Source organism: Streptomyces sp. NPDC005202 (assembly GCF_040608235.1).
Lineage (GTDB): Bacteria > Actinomycetota > Actinomycetes > Streptomycetales > Streptomycetaceae > Streptomyces.
Genome location: NZ_JBEXHW010000015.1, coordinates 1 through 22844, shown reverse-complemented (window position 1 = coordinate 22844; position 22844 = coordinate 1). Strand labels below are relative to the sequence as shown.

General features: G+C 72.4%; 24 protein-coding genes and 1 pseudogene. 10 read left to right on the top strand and 15 right to left on the bottom strand.

Annotated elements, in window-relative coordinates; all coding sequences use genetic code 11:
- The first annotated feature begins 18 nt into the window (after window positions 1-18).
- Both ABZV31_RS21775 and lnt read left to right on the top strand, forming a co-directional pair.
- The gene (locus ABZV31_RS21775) at window positions 19-504 is read left to right on the top strand and encodes a nuclear transport factor 2 family protein (protein WP_355896281.1); all 486 of its coding nucleotides are present in this window, start codon (window positions 19-21) and stop codon (window positions 502-504) included.
- A 286-nt stretch (window positions 505-790) separates the two neighbouring features.
- A complete protein-coding gene (gene lnt / locus ABZV31_RS21770; protein ID WP_355896278.1) occupies window positions 791-2365 on the top strand; it encodes an apolipoprotein N-acyltransferase in 1575 nt (524 codons plus the stop codon).
- Here the strand turns inward: lnt and ABZV31_RS21765 are convergent.
- Together ABZV31_RS21765 and ABZV31_RS21760 are read right to left on the bottom strand one after the other, a co-directional pair.
- Window positions 2283-3194 (bottom strand): Gfo/Idh/MocA family oxidoreductase, encoded by a 912-nt coding sequence (locus tag ABZV31_RS21765; RefSeq protein ID WP_355896275.1) that lies wholly within the window; start codon window positions 3192-3194, stop codon window positions 2283-2285. The genes lnt and ABZV31_RS21765 overlap by 83 nt on opposite strands.
- Before the next feature lie 61 nt (window positions 3195-3255).
- On the bottom strand, window positions 3256-4425 hold the full coding sequence (locus ABZV31_RS21760; RefSeq protein WP_355896272.1) for an FAD-dependent monooxygenase: 1170 nt from the start codon (window positions 4423-4425) through the stop codon (window positions 3256-3258).
- Window positions 4426-4537: 112 nt separating this feature from the next.
- Here ABZV31_RS21760 and ABZV31_RS21755 point away from each other — a divergent pair, with 112 nt between their 5' ends.
- The 3 genes from ABZV31_RS21755 (at window position 4538) to ABZV31_RS21745 (ending at window position 6316) form a co-directional block, all read left to right on the top strand.
- Window positions 4538-5146: a TetR/AcrR family transcriptional regulator gene (locus ABZV31_RS21755; protein WP_355896269.1), complete on the top strand. Its 609-nt coding sequence runs from the start codon at window positions 4538-4540 to the stop codon at window positions 5144-5146.
- Between the two features lie 28 nt (window positions 5147-5174).
- Window positions 5175-5684 (top strand): DinB family protein, encoded by a 510-nt coding sequence (locus tag ABZV31_RS21750; RefSeq protein ID WP_355896266.1) that lies wholly within the window; start codon window positions 5175-5177, stop codon window positions 5682-5684.
- A 152-nt stretch (window positions 5685-5836) separates the two neighbouring features.
- Window positions 5837-6316, top strand: a complete 480-nt coding sequence (locus ABZV31_RS21745) for a hypothetical protein (RefSeq protein ID WP_355896263.1) — start codon at window positions 5837-5839, stop codon at window positions 6314-6316.
- A 196-nt stretch (window positions 6317-6512) separates the two neighbouring features.
- On the opposite strand, the gene ABZV31_RS21740 is transcribed toward ABZV31_RS21745, so the two are convergent.
- The 7 genes from ABZV31_RS21740 to ABZV31_RS21710 form a co-directional block, all read right to left on the bottom strand.
- On the bottom strand, window positions 6513-7031 hold the full coding sequence (locus tag ABZV31_RS21740; RefSeq protein ID WP_355896260.1) for a hypothetical protein: 519 nt from the start codon (window positions 7029-7031) through the stop codon (window positions 6513-6515).
- A gap of 141 nt (window positions 7032-7172) precedes the next feature.
- Window positions 7173-7856, bottom strand: coding sequence for a uracil-DNA glycosylase (ung, locus tag ABZV31_RS21735; protein WP_355896257.1), 684 nt, complete (start codon window positions 7854-7856; stop codon window positions 7173-7175).
- A 91-nt stretch (window positions 7857-7947) separates the two neighbouring features.
- Entirely contained in the window at window positions 7948-9525 is a 1578-nt protein-coding gene (locus tag ABZV31_RS21730; protein ID WP_355896254.1) for an ABC transporter substrate-binding protein, read from the bottom strand.
- Window positions 9526-9722: 197 nt separating this feature from the next.
- Window positions 9723-10481, bottom strand: coding sequence for an SDR family oxidoreductase (locus ABZV31_RS21725; RefSeq protein WP_355896562.1), 759 nt, complete (start codon window positions 10479-10481; stop codon window positions 9723-9725).
- Window positions 10482-10507: 26 nt separating this feature from the next.
- Window positions 10508-11269: a 3-oxoacyl-ACP reductase FabG gene (gene fabG / locus ABZV31_RS21720; RefSeq protein ID WP_355896251.1), complete on the bottom strand. Its 762-nt coding sequence runs from the start codon at window positions 11267-11269 to the stop codon at window positions 10508-10510.
- A gap of 161 nt (window positions 11270-11430) precedes the next feature.
- Complete coding sequence (locus ABZV31_RS21715; protein ID WP_355896559.1) at window positions 11431-11814, bottom strand: DUF3037 domain-containing protein; 384 nt, start codon at window positions 11812-11814, stop codon at window positions 11431-11433.
- A gap of 62 nt (window positions 11815-11876) precedes the next feature.
- On the bottom strand, window positions 11877-12641 hold the full coding sequence (locus tag ABZV31_RS21710) for a HipA family kinase (protein ID WP_355896249.1): 765 nt from the start codon (window positions 12639-12641) through the stop codon (window positions 11877-11879).
- 168 nt (window positions 12642-12809) lie between these two features.
- Here ABZV31_RS21710 and ABZV31_RS21705 point away from each other — a divergent pair, with 168 nt between their 5' ends.
- A complete protein-coding gene (locus tag ABZV31_RS21705) occupies window positions 12810-13304 on the top strand; it encodes a Rieske (2Fe-2S) protein (RefSeq protein WP_355896246.1) in 495 nt (164 codons plus the stop codon).
- 3 nt (window positions 13305-13307) lie between these two features.
- Here the strand turns inward: ABZV31_RS21705 and ABZV31_RS21700 are convergent.
- Window positions 13308-13958: pseudogene (locus ABZV31_RS21700) on the bottom strand (isochorismatase family protein).
- Window positions 13959-14116: 158 nt separating this feature from the next.
- Between ABZV31_RS21700 and ABZV31_RS21695 the strand changes: the two are divergent.
- Window positions 14117-14584, top strand: coding sequence for a pyridoxamine 5'-phosphate oxidase family protein (locus ABZV31_RS21695; protein ID WP_355896244.1), 468 nt, complete (start codon window positions 14117-14119; stop codon window positions 14582-14584).
- Window positions 14585-14591: 7 nt separating this feature from the next.
- Here ABZV31_RS21695 and ABZV31_RS21690 read toward each other — a convergent pair whose 3' ends face one another.
- On the bottom strand, window positions 14592-15494 hold the full coding sequence (locus ABZV31_RS21690) for a LysR substrate-binding domain-containing protein (protein WP_355896241.1): 903 nt from the start codon (window positions 15492-15494) through the stop codon (window positions 14592-14594).
- A gap of 38 nt (window positions 15495-15532) precedes the next feature.
- On the opposite strand from ABZV31_RS21690, the gene ABZV31_RS21685 reads away from it, so the two are divergent.
- Window positions 15533-16573 carry a DMT family transporter gene (locus tag ABZV31_RS21685; protein WP_355896238.1) on the top strand — a complete coding sequence of 347 codons (1041 nt, stop codon included), beginning with the start codon at window positions 15533-15535 and terminating at the stop codon, window positions 16571-16573.
- Here ABZV31_RS21685 and ABZV31_RS21680 read toward each other — a convergent pair.
- Window positions 16570-17901 carry an aminotransferase class I/II-fold pyridoxal phosphate-dependent enzyme gene (locus tag ABZV31_RS21680; protein ID WP_355896236.1) on the bottom strand — a complete coding sequence of 444 codons (1332 nt, stop codon included), beginning with the start codon at window positions 17899-17901 and terminating at the stop codon, window positions 16570-16572. The two genes, ABZV31_RS21685 and ABZV31_RS21680, sit on opposite strands and share 4 nt — an antisense overlap.
- A gap of 36 nt (window positions 17902-17937) precedes the next feature.
- Here ABZV31_RS21680 and ABZV31_RS21675 point away from each other — a divergent pair, with 36 nt between their 5' ends.
- Window positions 17938-18621: a pyridoxamine 5'-phosphate oxidase family protein gene (locus tag ABZV31_RS21675; RefSeq protein ID WP_355896233.1), complete on the top strand. Its 684-nt coding sequence runs from the start codon at window positions 17938-17940 to the stop codon at window positions 18619-18621.
- Window positions 18622-18760: 139 nt separating this feature from the next.
- Here the strand turns inward: ABZV31_RS21675 and ABZV31_RS21670 are convergent, their stop codons facing one another.
- The 3 genes from ABZV31_RS21670 to ABZV31_RS21660 form a co-directional block, all read right to left on the bottom strand.
- Entirely contained in the window at window positions 18761-19717 is a 957-nt protein-coding gene (locus tag ABZV31_RS21670) for an EamA family transporter (RefSeq protein WP_355896230.1), read from the bottom strand.
- A 178-nt stretch (window positions 19718-19895) separates the two neighbouring features.
- Window positions 19896-20900 carry an EamA family transporter gene (locus tag ABZV31_RS21665; protein WP_355896227.1) on the bottom strand — a complete coding sequence of 335 codons (1005 nt, stop codon included), beginning with the start codon at window positions 20898-20900 and terminating at the stop codon, window positions 19896-19898.
- 535 nt (window positions 20901-21435) lie between these two features.
- Window positions 21436-21999: a Clp protease N-terminal domain-containing protein gene (locus ABZV31_RS21660; RefSeq protein ID WP_355896224.1), complete on the bottom strand. Its 564-nt coding sequence runs from the start codon at window positions 21997-21999 to the stop codon at window positions 21436-21438.
- 239 nt (window positions 22000-22238) lie between these two features.
- Between ABZV31_RS21660 and ABZV31_RS21655 the strand changes: the two genes are divergently transcribed.
- A complete protein-coding gene (locus ABZV31_RS21655) occupies window positions 22239-22667 on the top strand; it encodes an SRPBCC family protein (RefSeq protein WP_355896221.1) in 429 nt (142 codons plus the stop codon).
- The last annotated feature ends 177 nt before the right edge of the window (window positions 22668-22844 follow it).

The window sequence follows — 22844 nt, the reverse complement described above, 5'->3', positions numbered from 1 at the left end:
GTGGCCAAGACTGAGCCGATGACACAGCGCATCGAGCTCGCGACCGTGATGGACCGGCTGGCCGTGGACGGGCTGATCACCGAGTACGCGGTGGCGGTGGACGACGGCGACTGGGCGGCCTACCGGGAGCTGTTCACGCCGGACGGGCGCGCCGACTACCGGTCGGCCGGCGGTATCGAGGGCGACGCCGGGCAGATCGCAGGGTGGCTGGCCGAGACCATGCGGCTGTTTCCGATGCGGCAGCACCTGATCGTCAACCGTCGCCTGCGGTTCGGGACTCTCGATCAGGACACGGGCGACACGGCCCGGGTGCAGGCCGACTACGTCAATTTGATGCGCTTCGCCGGAAACGACGGCAGCCCGGCCGCGCCCGACTTCGTGTGCGGCGGCCGGTACGCGTTCGCGCTGCTGCGCACGGACGACGGCTGGCGGCTGCGCGAGGTGGTCGTGCAGGAGAAGTGGCGCCGCCTGCCCAAGCCCCGCCCGGCGCCGGTGCCCGACTGAGCCGAGGCCCGGCGCCGGTGCCCGACTGAGCCCCGCCCGGCGCCCGTGCTCGACCGATCCGGTGCCCGACTGATCCGGGGCCCAGCGCGGGTGCCCGACTGGTCCGGGGCCCAGCGCGGGTGCCCGACTGGTCCGAGGCCCGCCGCAGGTATTCGACTGAGCTCCGCCCGGCGCCGGTGCCCGGCTGAAAACCGAGGTCCTCAGTGCCTCGAGCGAGCCGGCGCCCCCTGTGCGAGATCGGCAACAGCGCGCACACTGGAGCCAGCACGGGGTAGGGAGGCGACGTATGAAGACGTTCGGCCACTGGCTCGCCTCCCCGTGGCTGCGCTCGCTCCTCGCCGCGCTCGCGGGCGCCCTGCCCATGCTCGCCTTCCCCGCCCCGTCGCTGTGGTGGTTCGCCTACGTCGCCCTCGTCCCGTGGATCCTGCTCGCCCGCTCCGCCCCGACCGGGAAGCGGGCGGCGTACGACGGCTGGTTCGGCGGGCTGGGCTTCATGCTGGCCGTGCACCACTGGCTGCTGCCCAGCCTGCATGTCTTCACGGTCGTCCTCGCAGGGCTGCTCGGTGTGCTGTGGGCCCCGTGGGGCCGGCTCGTGCGCCGCTTCCTGGCCGGAGTGCCGTCGCCGGGGCGAGGTGCGGCCGCGCTCGTCGTGCTGCCGTCGGGCTGGCTCATGGTCGAACTCGTGCGTTCCTGGCAGGGGCTGGGCGGCCCCTGGGGCATGCTCGGCGCCAGCCAGTGGCAGGTGGAACCGGCCCTGCGGCTGGCCTCGGTGGGCGGAGTCTGGCTGCTCAGCTTCCTGGTGGTGGCCGTCAATGTCGCGGTCGCCGTGCTGGTCTCGGTCCGTGAGTCCCGCGTGCCCGCGGTGGCCGGTCTGGTCGCCACGGCCGCAGCGACCTCCGCGGCCTGGATATGGGCGCCGCGCCCGGACGTCGACGGCCGAGTCCGCGTCGCCGTCGTCCAGCCCGGAATCGTCGACGGCGTCGGCAGCGGCGAGAGGCGCTTCGACCGCGAGGAGCAGCTGACTCGGCGGCTGGCCGGGGAGCACCCCGACCTGGTCGTCTGGGGCGAGAGCAGCGTCGGCTTCGACCTCGGAGAACGGCCCGACCTGGCGCGGCGGATCGCCGCCCTGTCCCGGGAGACCGGGGCCGACGTCCTGGCCAACGTGGACGCCCGGCGCTCGGACCAGCCGGGCATCTACAAGAGCTCCGTGCTGGTCGGCCCGAACGGCCCGACCGGCGAGCGCTACGACAAGATGCGGCTGGTCCCGTTCGGCGAGTACATCCCGGCCCGCTCCCTGCTCGGCTGGGCGACCTCCGTCGGCAAGGCCGCGGGCGAGGATCGCAGGCGCGGCAGCGAGCAGGTGGTGATGAACGTCGGCCACGGCCTGCGGGTCGGCCCCATGGTCTGCTTCGAGACGGCGTTCCCGGACATGAGCCGCCACCTGGCGCAGGCCGGCGCCGACGTGCTGCTCGCGCAGTCCTCCACGTCGACGTGGCAGCACAGCTGGGCTCCCGAGCAGCACGCCTCGATCGCCGCGCTGCGCGCCGCCGAGACCGGACGCCCCATGGTGCACGCCACGCTGACCGGCGTGTCCGCCGTCTACGGCCCCAGCGGACAGCGCATCGGCTCCTGGCTCAGTACCGAGGCCAGCACGGCCAGGGTGTACGACGTGCCGACCGCGCACGGCGTCACCCCGTACGTCCGCTTCGGCGACTGGCCGGTGTTCGGCGCGCTGCTCGTGCTGGGCGTCCTGGGCGCGACGGAGGGCGCGCGGACGCTCAGGCTGCGCCGGAGCGCTCCTGAATCGCACGTACCACCCGCTCGCACAGTTCATGAGTCTGCAGCGCATCCCGGGCGCTGAGCACCTTGCCGGCGCGCACGGCGTCGAGGAAGGACAGCACGGCCTGTTCGAAGCCGCGCTGCCGGGCCACCGGAACCCAGTCGCCGCGCCGCCGCACGGTCGGCTGCCCCTTGTGGTCGATTGTCTCGGCGAGGTTGACCACCTGCCGCTTGGTGTCCTGCCCGGACACCTCGAGGATCTCCTCCGCCGAGCCGCTGAGCCGGTTCATGACGCCGAGCGCGGTGAACCCGTCCCCGGCGAGCTGCAGTACGACATGCTGCAGCAGGCCGTCCCGGACGCGACCGCGGACGGTCACGTCGTCGACCGGGCCCGGCACCAGGAACCGCAGGGTGTCCACGACGTGGATGAAGTCGTCGAGGATCATCGTCCGGGGCTCTTCCGGCAGCCCGATGCGGTTCTTCTGCATGAGGATCAGCTCGCGCGGGTGCTCGGCGCACTGCACGTACCCGGGGGCATGGCGCCGGTTGAAGCCGACGGCGAGGGAGAGGTTGCGCTCCTCGGCGAGCGCCACGAGCCGCTCGGAGTCGGCGAGTTCGTAGGCGAGGGGCTTGTCGACGTACGTCGGTACGCCCGCCTCGAGCAGCCGGGTGACGATCTCCGGGTGGACGGAGGTGGGGGCGTGCACGAAGGCGGCGTCCAGGTCCTGGGCGAGGAGGGAGTCCAGGGTCGCGTGCCGCCGGTCGGCCGGCAGGTGCAGGCTGTCGGCGACCCGCTCGAGCGTCGCGGGGGTCCGGGTCTGCAGATGCAGGTCGACCCCGGGCTGCAGGCCGAGCACCGGCAGGTACGCCTTCTGCGCGATGTCGCCGAGCCCGATGCAGCCGACCTTCACGGAGGCTCCTTCACTGCTTGCCTGCGCCTGCCTGGACGGCAGCATACGGCCTCCCCCACTCTCACCTTCTTTCGAGCGGGGGGACCTCCACCGGGGGCCGCCAGTCGGCGATGCCGTCGAAGCTCCGCAGGAGCAGCGCCGGTCGGGCCTTCGACAGTGCGGCGATCGCGGTATTGCGTACGGCGATCCCGGCGCGGTTGCTCATCATGTCGATGCGCGCGGCCTTCACGGCCTGGCGGGCGATCGCCGTCGTACGGGGCAGCCGGGCCGCCGTGTAGGCAGCGAGGTCGTCCGCATGGTGGGCGAGCACGACCGCGTCCTCGATGGCCTGGTTGCCACCCTGGCCGAGGGTCGGCGGCATGGCGTGCGCGGCGTCGCCGAGGAGGGCGACCCGGCCGCGGTGGTAGGCGGGCAGAGGCTCGGCGATGTGGTGGACGTCGTGGCGCAGCACGTCCTCGGGGCGGGCGGCGGCGATGACGGCGGGGATCGGGTCGTGCCAGTCGCCGAAGCGACGGAGGAGTTCGGCCTTCTCGTCGTCGGCCGCGTGCTGCCCGGCCGGCCCCGTGGCGGCGGCGTACGCGTAGACCCGGCCGTCCTTGAGCGGGTGCGTGCCCCACAGTCGGCCCCTGCCCCACGTCTCGTGCGAGGTGAACGCGACGCCGGGTACCGGGATGACGAGCCGCCAGGTGGTGAACCCCGAGTGGACGGGCCCGGGATGGTCCGGGAACAGGGTCCGGCGTACGCCGGAGTGGATTCCGTCGGCGGCCACCACGAGGTCGGCCTCCAGTTCGCCGTCGGAGGTGGTCACGCGGGCCGGGCGGTGAGCGTCGCCGGGGTCGGCGAGGCCGGCGGCGGCGTTCGTGCGGACGGCGTCGGGCGGAAGGAGTGCGGCCAGGCTGTTGATCAGCGTGGCGCGGTGCAGCAGGACGAGGGGCCCGCCGAAGCGCTCGGCCGCCTCAGCGGCGCTGGTCTTCGCCACCCAGCGTCCGGTCGGGGTGCGCAGTCCGCCGTCGCCCTGCCAGGCGGCGAGGTCCCGGATCTCGTCGCCGATGCCGATGACGTCCAGGGCGCGCAGGGCGTTCGGAGAGAGCGAGATCGCCGCGCCGACGGGCTCCAGGGAGCGGGCCCGCTCCAGCACGGTCACCTGCCGGCCGCGCAGGTGCAGGGCCACCGCCGCGGTCAGGCCTCCGATGCCGCCGCCGATGACGACGGCGCGTGACGACTGGGGCATGTCTACCTCCTGCGCATGGAACCGTTGACTACACCTGTAGTGGCGCGTCTTGACTGTACTACGGATGCAGTCAGGAACACTACGGCTGTAGTCCACCGGGTAGGTTGAGTCCATGTCCGTGAACACCGCGAGCCCTTCGCGCGCCGAACTCGTCGCCGACACCGCCCTCGCCCTGCTCGCCGAGCGCGGGATGCGCGGCCTGACGCACCGGGCGGTCGACGAGGCGGCCGGGCTGCCGCAGGGCTCGACCTCGAACCTCGCGCGCACCCGCCAGGCGCTGCTGGAACTGGCGGTCCGGCGGCTGGCCGAGCGCGAGGCGCGGGTGCTGGCGCAGCACGAGATGCCGGACCCGCGGGCCGGCGGTCTCGACTCGCTGGTGGACGGGCTCGCCCTGGCGACGCACCGCGCGCTGACCCGCAACCGCGAACTGACGCTCGCCCGCTACGAACTGGCCCTGGAGGCGACCCGCCGCCCGGAGCTGCGGACCTACTTCGACGCGACGGGTGCCCGCTTCCGGGAGCAGCTCAGCGCGCTGGTCACGGCCATGGGCTCGACCGACCCCGAGCGGCACGTGCTGTCGCTGGTCGCCTGGACGGACGGGCTGATGTTCTCCTGCGTGGCCGGGTCGTACCACGCCCGGGTGCCGGGGCTGGACGAGGTGCGCGCGGGCCTGCGGGAGCTGCTGGGCGGGATGCTGGGCGCCGGAAAACGCGTGGTGTGACGGGCGTGGGGTGCGCCAGGATCGGGGCATGACCTCCGAGCGCCGCGAACCCGCCCAGAACGCCGACGAACGCACCATGCTGGAAGGCTGGTTGGACTACCACCGGCAGACCCTCGCGTGGAAGTGCGAGGGTCTGACCGACGAGCAGTTGCGGACCACGTCCGTCGAGCCGTCCCAGTTGTCCCTGATGGGGCTGGTGCGGCACATGGCGGAGGTCGAGCGGGGCTGGTTCCGCAAGGTGCTGGTGGGCGACGATCCGGGGCCGATCTACTACAGCGACGAGGACCGGGACGGCGAGTTCCATCTCACCCAGGACACCTGGCAGGAGGCGTACGCCACCTGGCAGGCCGAGATCGGGATCGCCCGGCGCAACGCGGCCGGGTTCGCCCTGGACGAACTGTCCAAGGGCCGGAGCAGGTTCACCGACGAGCCCTTCAGCCTGCGGTGGATCTACACGCACATGATCGAGGAGTACGCCCGCCACAACGGCCACGCCGACCTGATCCGGGAACGCATCGACGGAGCGACCGGGGACTGAGGAGGCCGGGCCGAGCCGCCGGGTCGGGCCCCGAGGGCGACGTCAGCCGGGCGAGCCGCGCCCACTCCCTACGGGGCCGGAGATCACCCGTGCGGGGCATCCTCCGCTCCTCCGCTGTTCGCCGGTGGCCCGGACCCAGCAGAGTTGCGCGGGTGCATCGAACGACGACCACCGCAACGCTCCTGGTCACCGTGGCCGTCTCGGCCCTGTCCGGCTGTGTCACGGTTCAGCGGCCACCCGCTTCCGGTCCCGCGGCGGCTCCCTCCCGGCCGTCGGCGCCGCGCCCGGACGGCAGCGCCGAGCCACGGATCGTGCAGGCCCCGGCCCGGGAGGCCCTGGAACTCATCGGCCGGCCCCGCACACCGAAGCCGGCCGTACGCTCGCAGGCCCCGGCCGCCTCGACGCCGCCGACGGAACAGCACCGGCGGCCGTCGCCGCACTCCCGCACCCACCACCAGCCGCATCCGGCACCACGGCACCCGAGTCAGGCGAGGCCGCCGCGCATCGAGCTCCCCGACGTCTCGCAGTCGGTGCCGAAGAACTCGGACGTCTGCGCCCTCGGCAGACGGTACGGCGGCTGGAAGGCGGACAGCCCGGAGGCGACGATCTGCAGGCAGGCGTACGTCCGTTGAGACGAGCGAGCAGGCGTACGGCCGCGGAGAAGGCGAGCAGGCGTACGGCCGCGGAGACAGCGAGCAGACGTACGGTCGCGGAGACAGCGAACCGCCGGCACACGCACGGCCGTTGTGATCCGACGCCCGCCTCCGCCGGAACCGGGCGTCGGACGTCGGACGTCACCCACCGGTCGCCGGTTGTCGGTCGCCGGTCCTAGGGACGCCGGTGCGGCGGGTCCCACGTCTCCCCTCCGGAGTCGCCCTCCCCGAGCCTCAGTTCGAGCCGGTGGATCGCCGCCCGGACCCCGTCGCCGTAGCTGTCGTCGCCGAGGGCGTCGGCCGCGCCGCGGGCGCGGTGGAGGTGGGTGCGGGCGGCCTCGGAGCGGCCGAGCTTCACGTAGTCGGCGGCGAGGTTCAGGTGGAGGGAGGGGTAGAGGGCGCGGACCGCGAGCGCGTCCCCGTGCTCGGCGAGCCGGTCGTCCGTGAGGTCGTCCGCCGCCGACAGCGCCCTGAGGTCCCAGGCCAGCTCGTCCGCGGGGTCGTCCTGGGTGTCGGCCACGTAGTGGGCCAGCGTGCACCGGTGCAGCGGGTCGCCGTCTTCGCCGATCTCGGCCCACAGGTCCAGGAACCGCCCCCGGGCCTCTTCCCGGTCCCCGGCGTGATGCAGCATGACGCTCTGCCCGATCCGCGTCATCACGGGATCCGGCACCGTCTGCTCCCGGCGCTCCACCACGACGTCCTCCAGCCCTCTCCCCTGCCCGACTCCCCCGACGCTAGCCCCACCCCTCCGGCAATCCCGGTCAGGCGGCCCGGTACACCACCGGGCCACCCGGATGCCCGACCGGACCGGCCGAAGGAGGCTTGCCGGGCGTCGTCACCCCAGGTTCGGAATCCGCCAGTCGATCGGCTCGTGCCCCTGCTTCGCCACCGCCTCGTTGATCTGGGTGAACGGGCGGGAGCCGAAGAACTTCTTGGCCGACAGCGGAGACGGGTGTGCGCCCTTGACCACCACGTGCCGGGTCTCGTCGATCAGCGGGAGCTTCTTCTGCGCGTAGTTGCCCCACAGGACGAACACCGCCGGGTCGGGGCGGTCGGCCACCGCGCGGATCACCGCGTCGGTGAACTTCTCCCAGCCCCGGCCCTTGTGCGAGTTGGCCTCGCCGCCGCGGACCGTGAGCACCGCGTTGAGCAGCAGCACGCCCTGCTGGGCCCACGGCATCAGATAGCCGTTGTCCGGGATCGGCGTGCCGAGCTCCTCGTGCATCTCCTTGTAGATGTTGCGGAGCGACGGCGGGATCTTCACCCCGGGCCGGACCGAGAAGCACAGGCCGTGGCCCTGTCCCTCGCCGTGGTACGGGTCCTGACCGAGGATCAGGACCTTCACCTTGTCGAACGGCGTGGCGTCCAGGGCGGCGAAGACCTCCTCGCGCGGCGGGTAGACGGGGCCCTTCGCCCGCTCCTCCTCGACGAACTCGGTCAGCTCCTTGAAGTAGGGCTGCTGCAGTTCGTCGCCCAGAACCCCGCGCCAGGACTCGGGCAGCATGGCGATGTCGGTCACGTCAACGTCCTCACGATGTGCGGTCACTTCCAGGCCACAGAACCTACAGGCGACCACTGACAACGGGCCTCCGACCCGGAAAACGCCCCGCCTACCAGCTGGTCTTCCGGTACAGCTCCCACATCATCATGATCGTCGACGGGTCGAGCGCCCGCTCGCCGCCCGAGATGTCGTCGCTCGCGGCCACGTACTGCTTGCCCTGCCACAGCGGCAGCAGCCGCGCGTCGTTCACCAGGATCTGCTGGGCCTGCTCGAACTGCTTCACCACATTCGCGCGGTCGCTCTCGCGGCGGGACTCGGGCAGCAGCACCTTGGTGATCTTGGGCGCCGGATAGGGCGTACCGAGCGCGTTCTGCTCACCCACGAACGGGGCGATGAAGTTGTCGGCGTCGGGAAAGTCCGGGGACCAGCCGCGCCCGAAGACGGGGTACTCGCCCTTCTGGTAGCCCACGACGTACGTCTTCCAGGGCCGGCTCTTCAGAGTGATCGTGAACAGGCCGGAGTTCTCGAGCTGGCTCTTGAGCTCCTGGAACTCCTGGGCGGTCTCGGAGCCGTAGCGGTCGGTGGTGTACCAGAGGGTGAGCGGGACCTTCTGGGTGATGCCCGCGCCGGAGAGGATCTTGCGGGCCTTGGCGACGCTGGGGTCGCCGAAGTTGTCGAAGTAGCCCGTGGTGTGCCCGGTCAGCCCCTTGGGGACCATGGAGTACAGCGGGTCGACGGTGTCCTTGTAGACATTGTGCGCGATCGCCGGCCGGTCGACGACCTGGGCGACGGCTTTGCGGACGGCGGGCTTCTGCGCCCACGGGTCCTTCGGGTTGAACACCAGGTAGCTGATGTCGGTGCCGGCGCCCTCGACCAGCTGGAGGTCCTTGGAGCCCTGGCGCTGGAGGGCGATGATGTCGTCGGCGGCCAGGCCTCGGTAGGTGACGTCGATCTGCTTGGCCCGCAGCGCCTTGACCATGGCGGCCGAGTCCTGGAAGTAGCGGATCGTCACCGCGTTGTTCCTGCGCTGGGCGAAGCCCTTGTAGTAGTCGTTCTTGACGAGCTCCGCCTTCTTGCCGTCCTCGTACGACTTCAGGGCGTACGGTCCGGACCCGAAGACCTTGTCGTCCTTGCGCAGGGACCGGGCGGGGTAGTCGTTGGGGTCGACGATCGACATGGCCGGGGTGGCAAGCACGAACGGGAAGGTGGCGTCCGGCTTGTTGAGGTGGAAGACGATCTCCCGGTCGCCGAGCGCCTGCACCCGGTCCAGGCTGCCGAGCAGCCCCGCCGGGCCGCCGGACACGTTGATGGTTCTGATACGGTCGATGGAGTACTTGACGGCCCGCGCGTCCAGTGTGTCCCCGTCGGCGAACTTCATGCCCGGGCGCAGCACACAGCGGTAGGTGCTGTTGGTGTCGTCGGTGAACTTGCAGCTCTCCGCGGCGTCGGGCTGGGGCGTGGTCGCGCCGTTCGGGTAGGCGAGCAGCGTCTGGTAGATGTTGCGGAACAGCTCCCAGGAGCCGTCCCAGGAGGCCGCCGGATCCAGCGTGCTGGGAGCACTGGTGGTCCCCACGACGATCGGTCCCTTGTCGTCGGGGCTGCCGTCGGAAAAGACGCTGCACCCGGCGACCAGGGATATGGACGCGATCGCCACTGCTGGCCGCAGGCATCGGTTCCGGTTGAACACGCGCACGCTCCTCGATCTGCCATACCACGGGTCGGCAGACCATACCGCAGTGCCCCGCCCGGTGAACCTGCTTGGGACGGGGCTCTGGATCAACGGGTCGATGACTACGTTGTCATCCGGCTGTGCGTCCGTTGTACGCCGACACGGGCGCCGTTTCCGTCAAGGAGAGGCTGGAGAGGAAACGGCGCCCGGTCGAGTCAGGCCACCCCGGCGTTGAGGAAGATGCCGCCGTCGACGACGAGCGTCTGGCCGGTGACCCAGGCGGACTGGTCGGAGGTGAGGAACGCGGCCGCGCCGCCGATGTCGGAGGGGACGCCGAGCCGGCCCAGCGGGTAGGCCGCGGCCGCCTCCTCCTCGCGGCCCTCGTAGAGGGCCTGGGCGAACTTGGTCTTGATCACGGCGGGCGCGATCGCGTTGACCCGCACCTTGGGCGCGAACTCGTGCGCCAGCTGCACGGTCAGGTTGATCATCGCGGCCTTGCTCACGCCGTAGGCGCCGATGAACGGCGAGGGCGCGAGGCCGGCGACCGAGGCGATGTTGACGATCGCGCCGCCGTTCTCCTTCTGCCAGGCCTTCCAGGTCTGCTGCGCCAAGCCGAGCGCCGAGATCACGTTGGTCTCGAACACCTTCCGCGCGACATTGAGGTCGAGCTCGGCGATCGGACCGAACACCGGGTTGGTACCGGCGTTGTTGACCAGGAAGTCGACGCGTCCGAAGGCCTCCATCGTGCGCTCGACGGCGGCGGCCTGGTGGGCCTCGTCGTGGGCCTTGCCCGCGACACCGATGACCCGGTCGGCGCCGAGCTTCTCGACGGCCTCCTTCAGGGCCTCCTCGTTGCGGCCGGTGATGCACACCCGGTCGCCCCTGGCCACGAGCGCCTCGGCGATGCCGTAGCCGATGCCCCGGCTGGCGCCGGTGACGAGCGCGACCTTGCCGGAGAGTTCCACGGAAGTCATGTCAGTCATTTCGGTGTCTCCCGGCCTCAGTTGAGCGGTCCGCCGGCGACGTACAGCACCTGGCCGGAGACAAAGCCGGCCGCGTCGCCCGTGAAGAAGGCGATCGCGTTGGCGATGTCCTCCGGCTCGCCGACGCGCTGCACCGGGATCTGGGTGGCGGCCGCGGCCTTGAAGTCCTCGAAGCCCATGCCGACGCGCTCGGCGGTGGCCTTGGTCATCTCGGTGGCGACGAAGCCGGGGGCGACGGAGTTGGCCGTGATGCCGAACTTGCCGAGCTCCTTGGCGAGGGTCTTGGTGAAGCCCTGCAGACCGGCCTTGGCGGCCGAGTAGTTGACCTGGCCCCGGTTGCCGAGCGCGGAGGACGAGGAGAGGTTGACGATGCGGCCGAAGCCGGCGTCCACCATGTGCTTCTGGCAGGCCCGGGTCATCAGGAAGGAGCCGCGCAGGTGCACGTTCATGACGGTGTCCCAGTCGGAGACGCTCATCTTGAACAGCAGGTTGTCACGGAGCACACCGGCGTTGTTGACCAGGATGGTCGGCGCGCCGAGCTCCTCGACGACGCGCGCGATCGCCGCCTCGACCTGCGCCTCGTCCGAGACGTCGGCGCCGACCGCGATGGCCTTGCCGCCGGCCGCGGTGATCTTCTCCACGGTGTCCTTGCAGGCGGCCTCGTCGAGGTCGATCACGGCGACCGCGCGGCCCTCGGCGGCCAGTCGTACGGCGGTGGCGGCGCCGATGCCGCGCGCGGCACCGGTGACGACCGCGACCCGCTGCTCAGTGGTGGACATTGCTGGTTCTCCTCGCCCTTGGAAAGCCTGGAACACCTTCGGAACGTCTGCGGCTCCCACGGTACGCCCATCAGGTGAGCGACCGCTTAGTACCTTCAGCAGACGTGACGCTAGAAGCCCTGGCACCCGGTGTCAACGGCACACCGGGTGCGTGTGATCCATTACCTCACCAGGAGGTCCAGCAACCGCTCCGTCTCCGCGGCCGGATCGGCGGTCAGCCCGGTGTGCACGGGCCCGGGCTGGACGACCGTGGAGCGGGGCGCGATCAACCAGCGGAAGCGCCGCCCGGCGTCGTCGCGCGCCGCTTGTCCGGCCGATTCCCCGCCGGTGCACACGCCCTCGACGGCGGCCAGGGCGGCCCGCACGCCCGCGACGTCGGCGTCCGGGTCGAGGGCCAGCAGCCGGGCCTCGTCGAGGTGGGTGCGGGCGCCGACGTAGGCCTCGGCACGGCAGTAGACGAGCACGCCCGCGTTGATGCACTCGCCGCGCTCGACGCGCGGGACGACCCGCAGCAGGGCGTACTCGAAGACGTGGCGGTCGCTCACCCGGCTCCCCTTGATGATGTGGCGGTCGCTCACCCGGGCCTCCTTGATGATGTGGCGGTCGCTCACGTCGCCCCCTCGATGCCGTGGATGCGCTCGTGGATGACGGCGGCCCGCGCGAGCAGCGGCCGCGTGTAGGCCCGCCGCAGGTCGTCGGGCGTGTCGAAGCCGGGCTCGTCGGCCAGCCAGGCGTCCGGGATCTCGGCGGTCACCTCGGCGAGGAGGTCCTCGGTGACAAGGGGCGCGAGCTGCGAGGCGGCGGCCGTGACGTCCGGGGCGAAGGGTGCGAGGGCGTGCTCCGAGGCGTCGTACGGGCGGGCGGCGGAGGCCTCGGCGCCGGGCCAGTTGTGGTGCCAGATCAGGGTGGCGCCGTGGTCGATGAGCCACAGTTCGCCCCGCCACCTGAGCAGGTTGGGGTTGCGCCAGGAGCGGTCCACGTTGTTCACCAGCGCGTCGAACCAGACGATCCGCCCGGCCTCTACTGGGTCCACCGGGAAGGCGAGCGGGTCGAAGCCGAGCGCGCCGGAGAGGAAGTCCATGCCGAGGTTGGTGCCGCCGCTGGACCTCAGCAGCTCCTGCACCTCCTCGTCGGGCTCGCCGAGCCCCAGCACCGGGTCGAGGTCGATCGTCACCAGCCGGGGCACCCGGAAGCCCAGCCGCCGGGCGAGTTCCCCGCAGACCACCTCGGCGACCAGCGTCTTGCGGCCCTGCCCGGCACCGGTGAACTTCATGACGTACGTCCCGAAGTCGTCGGCCTCGACGAGCCCCGGCAGCGAGCCGCCCTCACGCAGCGGCGTGATGTAGCGGGTCGCGATGACTTCCTTGAGCATCGCCCCAGGTTACTGGGGTCTTCACTGTGCCCGGGCGCGGCCCGGAGCCGCTTCCCGCGCCCGTCCGATCTCGGGCCGGTCAAGATCTCGGCAACGTCTGAACACCGGATGCCCGCCGACCGTACCCCTGTACAGATCTACGAAGCCTGCGCGGAAGGGAACGTCAGCATGACCAGCGAATCGCTTCAGCCCCAGGGGGCACCGGCCCGCCGCACGGTCGTGGCGGCGGTGGGCGCGGCAGGACTCGCCGTCGCGCTGACCGCGTGCGGATCGGACGACAAGTCGTCCGACTCGTCGAATTCGTCGACCACCCAGAACAACAGCAATGCGAGCAGCGGCGGTTCGGGCGGCGACGGCGCCGCGGCCGGCTCCGGTGGCACCGTGCTCGCGAAGACCTCCGACATTCCGGAGGGCGGCGGCAAGGTCTTCGGCAGCCAGGGCGTGGTGGTCACCCAGCCCACGAAGGGCGAGTTCAAGGCGTTCTCGTCCAAGTGCACCCACCAGGGCTGCGCGGTGAACCGGATCGCGGGCGGCGTGATCAGCTGCCCCTGTCACCACAGCGAGTTCTCCGCCACCGACGGCAGCGTCAAGAAGGGCCCGGCGACCCAGCCGCTGCCCGCCAAGAACATCACCGTCTCCGGGGACGAGATCAAGCTGGCCTGACGCTCACGCCCGTCCCGCGCTCCGGGGCCGCTTGAAACAGCCCAGCACCTCGTCGGTGGTCGCGACGGTCGCCACCAGGGCGAGGGTGTTGCGGATCATCGCGGGGGTGTAGTCGGAGGGCACCCCCGCGATGGCGTCGGTGGGCACGACGGCGGTTTAGCCGCGGTTCACGGCGTCGAACACCGCGTTGGGGATCGCCACGTTGGCCGAGACACCGGTGACGATCAGTGTGCGGCAGCCGAGGTTGCGCAGCAGCGCGTCGACGTCGGTGCCCTGGATCGGCGACAGTCCGTGCAGCCGTCGTACGACGAAGTCCTCCTCGGCGACCTCGATCGGGGCGGCGACGCGCACCGCCGCGGTGCCGCAGAGCTGCTGGACGGGGAGCCGCTCGGCGGCGCGGAACAGCCGGGCGTTGCGGCCGGCGCCCCGGCCGTCCGGACGGCGCTCGGCGATCGCATGGATCACCTGGATCCCGCTCTCGTGCGCGGTGGCGACCAGCCGGGCGACGTTGGCGAGGGCACCCGAGGAGCGGGCCTCGCGGGCGAGCTCGGGGAGCGCGCTGTCCGGCCCGACGACTCCCCGCTGGCACTCGACGGTGAGCAGGACGGTGCTCGCGGGGTCGAGGAGTTCGCTGAGCTGTTCGTAGGACGGCACGGCTCCCCCTGGTCGCCGAGGGTGTGGGGCGCGGAGGCTAACCACCATTGCGCACGGAGGGAAGACGACCCATTCTTTTCTGACGTGATGTCAGAGGATCTCTCCTCGTCGAGGACGATCTCCTTCCTCTGGCACGACGTGAGAGAAGAGGGGGCCGCATGACCGTCACTCAGCGCCGGGGCCGGAAGATCATGATGACGCCCGGCGAGCTGGACGAATTCCTCACCACCCAGCGCACCTGCCGGGTCGCCACCGTGTCGACCGGCGGCGCCCCGCACGTGAGCGCCCTCTGGTTCGCCTGGGACGGCACCTCGCTGTGGCTGTACTCCGTGGTGCGCAGCAAGCGCTGGGCCGATCTGCGCCGCGACCCCCGGGTGGCGGTGGTGGTCGACACGGGCGAGGAGTACGACCAGCTACGGGGCGTCGAGCTGTCCGGCACGGTGGAGTTCGTCGGCGAGATACCGCGCACCGGGGAGCTGTGCGCCGAACTCGACGTCCCGGAGACGCTGTTCGCCCGCAAGAACTTCGGTCTGGAGGAGATGCCCCACGACGGCCGGCACGCGTGGGTGCGCCTGACGCCGGAGAAGATCGTCTCCTGGGACTTCCGCAAGCTGGGCTCCGTCTAGCCTCCGCTCACGCGATGCTCTCCCCCGCCGCCCGCAGCGCCTCGACCGCCGCGCGGATCGAGGGGCGGCGGTCGGCGTAGGCCCGCCACACGGCGTAGACGTGCCGCCGCACCGCCTGCCGCACCGGAACGGTCCGCACGCCCGCGGGCAGCGGCCCCCGTCCGAGTCGCGGCGCCACGCACACCCCGAGTCCCGCGGCGACCAGGGCGAGCTGGGTGGCGTGCTCCTCGGCGCGGTGCGCGATGCGCGGTTCGACGCCCGTGGAGCGCAGGGTGTCCAGCAGCCACTCGTGGCAGAACTCGGCCTCGCCCCAGGTGACCCAGTCGTCGTCAGCGAAGTCCTCCAGATCGACCTCGGTGCGCTCGGCGTGGGGATGTGCGGCGGGCAGGGCCACATCGGCGGGGTCGTCGAGGATCGGGGCCCGGGTGAGCCCTTCGGGGACGGGCAGCGGTTTGTTGTACCAGTCGAGGACGACGGCCAGGTCGACGTCGCCGCGCAGCACAGCGCGCACCGCGGGCGCGGGCTCCATCTCGGCCGTGGTGACCCTCAGGCCCGGGTGCCGGGAGCGCAGGTCGGAGAGCGCGGCGGGGAACAGCCCGCGCGCGGCGGTGGGAAACGCGCCGAGCCGCAGTTCGCCGACCACCTGTCCGCGCTGTGCCTCCAGGTCGGACTGGGCGAGCTCGACCTGCGACAGGATGCGCGCCGCGTGCTCGGCGAGCAACCGCCCCGCGTCGGTGAGCCGCACGCCGCGCCCGTTCTTGGCGAGCAGCTGCTGGCCCACCTCCCGCTCCAGCTTGGCCATCTGCTGCGAGACGGCCGACGTCGTCACGTGCAGCCCCTCGGCCGCACCGCTGACCGAGCCGTGCCGGGCCAGGGCGTCTAGGGTCCGCAGGCGCTCCAGGTTCAACATGTAAGTGATGCTACGAGATACCGCCCCCAAATTCTCGATTGTGCTACGAGGTCATCGACGGCATCGTTACGACCATGAGCCCCGCGACCGTCTCGACACAGACCCCGTCCCGCCCCGCCGAACGCGCCGGCCGCCCTCTCCCCTGGCGCGTCCGCTTCGCCTTCCTGTCGCTGATCTGGGGCTTCAGCTTCCTGTTCATCAAGGTGGGCACGGAGGGCTACGCCCCCTTCCAGGTCACCTTCGGACGGCTGCTGTTCGGCACGGCGGTGCTCGCCGCGGCCATGGCCGTGAAGCGGGAGCGGCTGCCGCGCGGTGCGCGGACCTGGGGGCACCTGGCGGTGGCGGGGTTCTTCCTCAACGCCCTGCCGTTCTCGCTCTTCGCGTACGCGGAGCTGACGATCCCGTCCACGCTCGCGGGCATCTGCAACGCGACCTCGCCGCTGTGGGGCATGGCCCTGTCCCTCGTCGCCCTCTCGGAGGACCGCCCGACGCGCCTGCGGGTCGCGGGGCTCGGGCTCGGCTTCCTCGGCGTGCTCACGGTGCTCGGCGCCTGGCAGGGCTTTGCCGGTCTGGACGCCACCGGCACGGCGATGGCCCTGTTGGCCTCGCTGAGCTACCCGGTCGGCTGGATCTACGTCCGCCGCACCCTGGCCGGCTCCCACCACTCGAACCTGTCGCTGACCGGCGGGCAGTTGCTGCTGGCCACGCTCCAACTGGCCGTGGTGACTTGGCTGTTCGCCGGCGTGCCGAGTCACTTGCCCGTCCTGCCCCTGCTGGCGATCGCGGCACTCGGCGCCTTCGGCACGGGCTTCGCGATGCTCGTCCAGTACGGCCTGGTCGCCGAGGTCGGCCCGACCACGGCCCAGATGGTCACGTACTTCGTCCCGGTCATCGCCACGGCCGCCGGCGTCGCCCTGCTCGGCGAGCACCTGACCTGGTCGACGCCGGTCGGCGCGGTGATCGTCCTGGCGGGGGCGGCACTGACGCAGGCACGACCCAAGGCGCAGAACCGGATCGCTCAGGCGGCACCGAAGGGCACGGGCCTGTCCACTCCGGCCGAGTCCCAGCCCACGTCCTAGACGTAGCTGCGCGCGGGCACCGGGCCGAGGGCCGCCGCAACCGCGTCCGCCAACAGTCGCGTCTCCTGCTCGGTCAGGGTCGAGACGGTGATCCGGATGCCCGGCGGGGCGCTCATCCGGAAGCGTGCGCCGGGGGCGACGGCCCAGCCGGCGTGCAGCAGCCGGGCGACGACACCCGTCTCGTCCGGCACGGGCACCCACACGTTCATCCCGCTGCGCCCGTGGGCCGTGACTCCGCGTTCCGCGAGCGCGCCGATCAGCAGGTCGCGCCGCATCCGGTACGCCCCCGCCACCGCGCGCGTGTCCAGCACGCCCCCGTCCCACAGCCGCACCACGGCCCGCTGCAGCAGCCGGCTCACCCAGCCGGGGCCGAGCCGCTGCCGGCCGCGGACCCGGTCGACCGTGACGGCGTCCCCGGTGAGCACGGCGAGCCGCAGGTCCGGCCCGTACGCCTTGGCGACCGAGCGCACGAGGGCCCAGTGCCGCGTGACCCCGGCGAGCGAATGCAGCGGCAGGTCGACGATTCCGTGGCCGTGGTCGTCCTCGATCACCAGGGTCTCGGGGTACGCCCGGAGCACGGACCGCAGGGCACGCGCGCGCGTGGCGCTCACCGCGGCACCGGTCGGGTTCTGCGCCCGGTCCGTGACGATCAGGGCTCGCGCACCCCCCTCCAGGGCGCGCCGCACGTCGTCGGGGAGCGGCCCCTCGTCGTCGACCCCGACGGGAGCCGTGCGCAGTCCGAGCGCGGGGACGAGGTCGAGGGTCCTGCCCCAGCCGGGGTCCTCGACGGCGACCGTGTCGCCGGGCTTGAGGTGGGCCGCGAGAACCCGCTCGACGCCGTCGAGCGCCCCGGAGAGGACGGCGAGGGGCCCGTCCGGCACCCCGTCGGCGTCCAGCTCGGCCCGCGCCAGGCGCGCCAGCTCCGGCTCCACCGCGACCTCCCCGTACAGCACCGGCTCCCGGTCGCCCTGCGCCGCGGCCGCCGCGAAGGCCGGTGCCAGCGGCGGCAGCAGCGCCGGGTCCGGGTTGCCGCTGGACACGTCGCGCACGCCCTCGGGCACGTCCACGCGGATGTGGTCCCGCCCGGTCGTGGCCGGCGCGGGCCGCACCCGGCTCCCCCGGCGCCCGGCGGTCTCGATGACCCCGCGCTCACGCAGAATGCGGTACGCGGCCGCGACGGTGTTGGGATTGACGCCCAGCTCGACCGCCAACTCCCGTATGGGCGGGAGCAGTTGACCGGGCTCCAGGTCTCCCGAACCCACCCCGCGCTCGACGCTCGCCGCGATCTCGGCCGCGCGCCGCCCCTCGATCCGATATTCTCCTAGCACAAAACAGATTATGCACTAGTGCAATGGAGACCGCACATGCAGGGGACCCATCAGCCGACCTCGCCGCCCGCCGCCTACACCCCGACGGACCGCACCGTCCCCACGCGCTCCGCGAAGCGGGCGTCGTACGACAAGGAGCTGGTGCACGCGATACTCGACGAGGGCTACGTCTGCCATCTCGGCTTCGTCCGCGACGGCGCGCCGGTGGTACTCCCCACGCTGTACGGCCGGGTCGGCGAGCGGCTGTACGTGCACGGCTCGACGGGCTCGCGCCCGCTGCGCATGGCGGGCCAGGCCGACCCGGGTCTGCCGGTCTGCCTGACGGTCACCCATGTCGACGGCCTGGTGCTGGCCCGCTCCGCCTTCCACCACTCGATCAACTACCGCTCCGTGGTGGTCCACGGCATCGCCCACCAGGTCACCGACCCCGAGGAGAAGCGGGCGGCTCTGGACGCGCTGGTCGACCACGTGGTGCCGGGCCGGTCGGCCGACTCGCGGCCCGCCAACGCCAAGGAGCTGGCCGCGACCGCCGTGATCCGCCTCGACCTGGACGAGGTCTCCGCCAAGGTGCGCACCGGCGGCGTGAACGACGAGCCCGAGGACCTCTCCCTCCCCCACTGGGCCGGCGTGGTCCCGGTTCGCAGGGCGTACGGCACCCCGCTGGCCGACGCGGATCTGACGCCCGGCATCGAGCCGCCGGGCTACCTGGCGGCCCTGTGATGCTCGTCCACCCTGGGACGAGCCCCGAGCGGGGCGAGGCCGGAGAAGGCCGAGCTGCTGACCGGCCGCGGGGCGTGACGAGGGCGGGCCCTCGCGGCAGGACCCGCCCTCGCCCGTTCCACGGGGAACGGCTCCTTCGTCAGACGAGGGCCGGTTCCTCCTCCGGGGCCATGGCCCGCGCCTCGCGTGTCTCCGCCACGGCGAGGCCCGCGACCGACCCGAGCATCAGCGCGGTGCCAACGACGGTCGCCGCCGTCAGCCGCTCGCCGAGCAGGGCGACGGCCAGCACCGCCGCACTGACGGGCTCCAGCAGCATGATCACGGACACGGTGGCCGACCGTACGACGGCCGCGCCCGCGAAGTAGAGCGCGTAGGCGAGGGCCGTGGGCACCGTCGCGATGTACACGAGCAGCCACAGCAGCCGACCGGGTTCGGCCGCGTGCGGCACCAGTCCCTCCGCCCACGCGAAGGGCAGCAGGCACAGGCTGGTGACCACGAACGCCCCGACGGTCGTACCGGAGCCACCGGCCGCTCCGTCGCGCCCCCATCGGCGGGTGAGCAGCGTCATCGCGGAGTAGCCCGCCGCCGACGCGAGCGCCAGCAGCACGCCCCACGGGCGCACGGTCGCCCCGCCGCTGCCGAGCACGAGCACCGCGAGCCCGGCGAGCGCACCGACGACGGCGGTCAGGCCGGCCCGGCCGAGCCGCTCACCCAGCGCCAGGCGGGCGCCGAGCGCGATGAGCACGGGTCCGGCGCCGAGGGTGACGACAGTAGCCACGGCGAGCCCGGTGGCCGAGACGGCGGCGAAGTAGGCCGTCTGGAAGACGGCGAGGCCGAGTCCGGTGGCGCCGGCCTGCAGCATCCTGCTGCGGAGCGGTACGGGCACGGCGGGCCGGCTGCGCGGCCGCACGAGGCGGGCGGCGAGCAGCAGCACGGCCCCGCCCGCGCAGCGCCAGAAGGACAGGGCGACGGGGCCCATGTCACTGGCCCGGTAGACCAGGGAGGCGGCCGCGCCCGCGGTGCCCCAGGCGGCACCGGCGACGATCAGGTAGAGCAGGCCACGCCCGACGGGCAGGCCGAGGGAAGCATTCGACACGAGTTGTCTCCGCAGAGTGCAGAAGTGCGATGGGGGACCCCTGTCGAGCGGGGTCGTCGGACTGCTTCTGCGGGCAGCACCGTTCGGCCCGGCACAGCGCCGGGCTCGGTCACCGGAGGGCCCGCCTCAGGCGGCCGGGGGCGGAAGAACGAGTGCGTCCGAATGCATGATCAACACCTTAGGCCGCCGTCCCACGAGCCGACAACTCCCTTTCCGCGCCACCGCTCGCCACCGGCTCCGCGGAGCCCTTCGCGGGCGCCGACGACTGGGCGATGAACGCGCCCACCAGGACGACCACTCCGCCGACGACCTGCGGCGCCGAGAGGTGCTCACCGAGCAGCACCCAGGCCAGCACGGTCGCGATGACCACCTCCAGGCACGCCACGACGCCCGCCACCTGCGGCGAGAGCCGGCGCACGGAGAGCACGCCGGTGACGTACGCGAGGACGGTGGCGACCAGCACGATCCAGGCCAGCAGCGCGGCGGCCGGAACCAGGGTGCCGTTCATGTGGGCGGTGTGCGCGAGCACCATCCAGTCCATGCTCCAGGGGCGCGCGACGAGGGTCAGTACGGCGGCGCCGACGAGCAGCCCGTACGCGATGACGCCGAGCGGGTCCGGGGCCGCGTCGCGGGCGTCACCGCCGTGGTCGGACAGGATGAAGTAGCCCACCTGGCAGCAGGCGGCGCCGAGCGCGAGCAGCAACCCGAGGGCGTCGAAGCTCAGACCCGACCAGACCTCGACGACACAGGCGAGTCCGCCGACCGCGAGGACGACCCCGAGCGCCGCGGCCCGTGTCACCGGCCGCCGCTGGACGAACCGCACCCAGCCGAGCACCAGGGCGGGCGCCAGGTACTCGATGAGCAGGGCGACCCCCACGGGGATCCGAGAGAGCGCGGCGAAGTAGCAGGCCTGGACGCCCGCCACGGCGAGCAGTCCGAACCCGGCGAGCAGTACCGGGCGGCGGCGCAGCAGCGCGCGGTGCCGCACGGCGAGCGGCAGCATGACGAGGGCGGCGCCGGTGACGCGCAGCCACACCACGTGGAGCGGGTCCAGGCCCGCCTCGATCAGTGGCTTGGCCGCGACACCGGACCCGCCGAAAGCAACCGCGGAGACAAGCGCGAGGCCGAGCCCGGCACCCTCGCCGGGGCGGCCCTGACTGCTCTCGGACGTATGCACCCGCACATGATGACATGCGATGACATGACCGTCATCCCTGTTGGCACCTGTCTCACCGGTCGGACGGGACGCCGTCCGTCTCTCCCGTGTCAGCAGGTGGCTCCGCCGCCCCCGGCGCACTCTCCCCCGCGTCAGCAGGTCGCTCTACCGCCCCCCGGCCCCCTCCCCCGCGTCAGCAGGCGGCTCTACCGCCCCCGGCCCCCTCCCCCGCGTCAGCAGGTCGCTCTATTGCCCCCGGCGCACTCTCCCCCGCGTCAGCAGGCGGCTCTACCGCCCCCGGCGCACTCCTCCCCCGCGTCAGCAGGTCGCTCTACCGCCCCCGGCGCACTCCTCCCCCGCGTCAGCAGGCGGCTCTACCGCCCCCGGCGCACTCCTCCCCCGCGTCAGCAGGTCGCTCTACGCCCCCGGCCCCCTCCGCCGCGTAGTTCCGCCGCCCCCGGCGCACTCCTCCCCCGCGTCAGCAGGTGCCTCCGCCGCCCCCGGCGTACTCGTCCCCGCGTCAGCAGGTCGCTCTACCGCCCCCGGCGCCCCCTCCCCCGCGTCAGCAGGTGCCTCCGCCGTCCCCGGCGTACTCGTCCAAGCGCCCCTCGGCACGGTTCTCGATCCGGGCGGAGAAGTCCCGAGCGTCTATCCCGGCCCGAGCCAGCACCTCGACGGCCCGCGCCTGCGGGTCCACGACGATCGCCGCCAGCAGGTCGATGCCGCGCGCCTGGTCGTCACCGCGCCGGGCGGCGCGCTCGCAGGCGTACTCCAGGGCGGCCGCGGCCAGGGGTGAGAAGCCGTCGGCCTCGGTCAGGACGGGGTGGGCGCCGGAGTCCTCGACGGTGCTCTGCCAGCGCAGGCCGTAGCCGATGCTGCGCTGCACGAGGTAGCCGAGCAGCCGGGCGATCTGCCGGCCGCCGTCGAAGACGGCGCGCACCTCGGGGTCGGATTCCAGGAGCGTGTGCAGAAGATGGGCGGTGTCGATCTGCCGGTCCCCGTCCCGAACCGCCCTCCTGCGGGCACCGGCGACCACCGCTGCCAGCTCGGCGCTGAGCCCGGCACCGTCGTCCAGGCGGCGGATGTCCTGCTCGCGGCCCGACTGCCGGGGGATAGGGGGTTGCACGTCCCCTACCCCATCAGCCGCTTCGGGTCGGGTCATCCCCGGCGGGAAGCATTCTCGCGTCCCACACAGAGTGGACTCCGGTGGACGGCATCTCCTCCTTACGGATGAGATCAGGGACTGCGGCGCCCGCGACACAACTTCTGACGGTTCATCAGTATTGAATGTTCCAGCCCCTGCGACTACGTTCCGCGACACCCTGGCTGCGCCCGGCGCAGCATCCGACGAGAAGGGGTGGTCGCATGGCCGAAGTCAGCGCGGAGGCCCGCATCGGGGCGCCCGCGGAGAAGATCTGGGCGCAGCTCACGGACTGGTCCGCGTACGGGGAGTGGAACGCGACCCACACCAGCTTCCCCGAGGGCGGCCCCGAGACGCTCGCGGCGGGCGGGACGTTCCAGGAGAACATGAAGCTCATGGGCTTCCCGGCCGAGGTCGAGTGGACCATCGAGGAACTGGAGCCGGCCCACGTGTTCGCGATCCGCGGCAAGGGTCCGATGGCTGTGAACGTGGCCACGCGCTACACACTGACCCCCGACGGGGATGCAACGACGGTGCACATCGACGGCGAGTTCACGGACGCGGCGGTGTCCCTGATGGCGGGCAAGCTCAAGGACTCGGCGACAGCGGCGCTGAACGAGTCGCTGCGCAGGCTGGCCGGGCTGGTGGCCTGACCCCGCGCTCCACACGGCGAAGGTGCCCCGCGGAGGAGTCCGCGGGGCACCTTCGCCGTGTGTCCTCATGACGGCCGTGCCGTCAGTCCTCCCTACCTTGTTGATCGGGATGAGCGAGCCATTCGTAGGGTTGGCTCACCCAGGGGGTCCGGGTGTGGCTTTCAGTCCTCTGCCGCC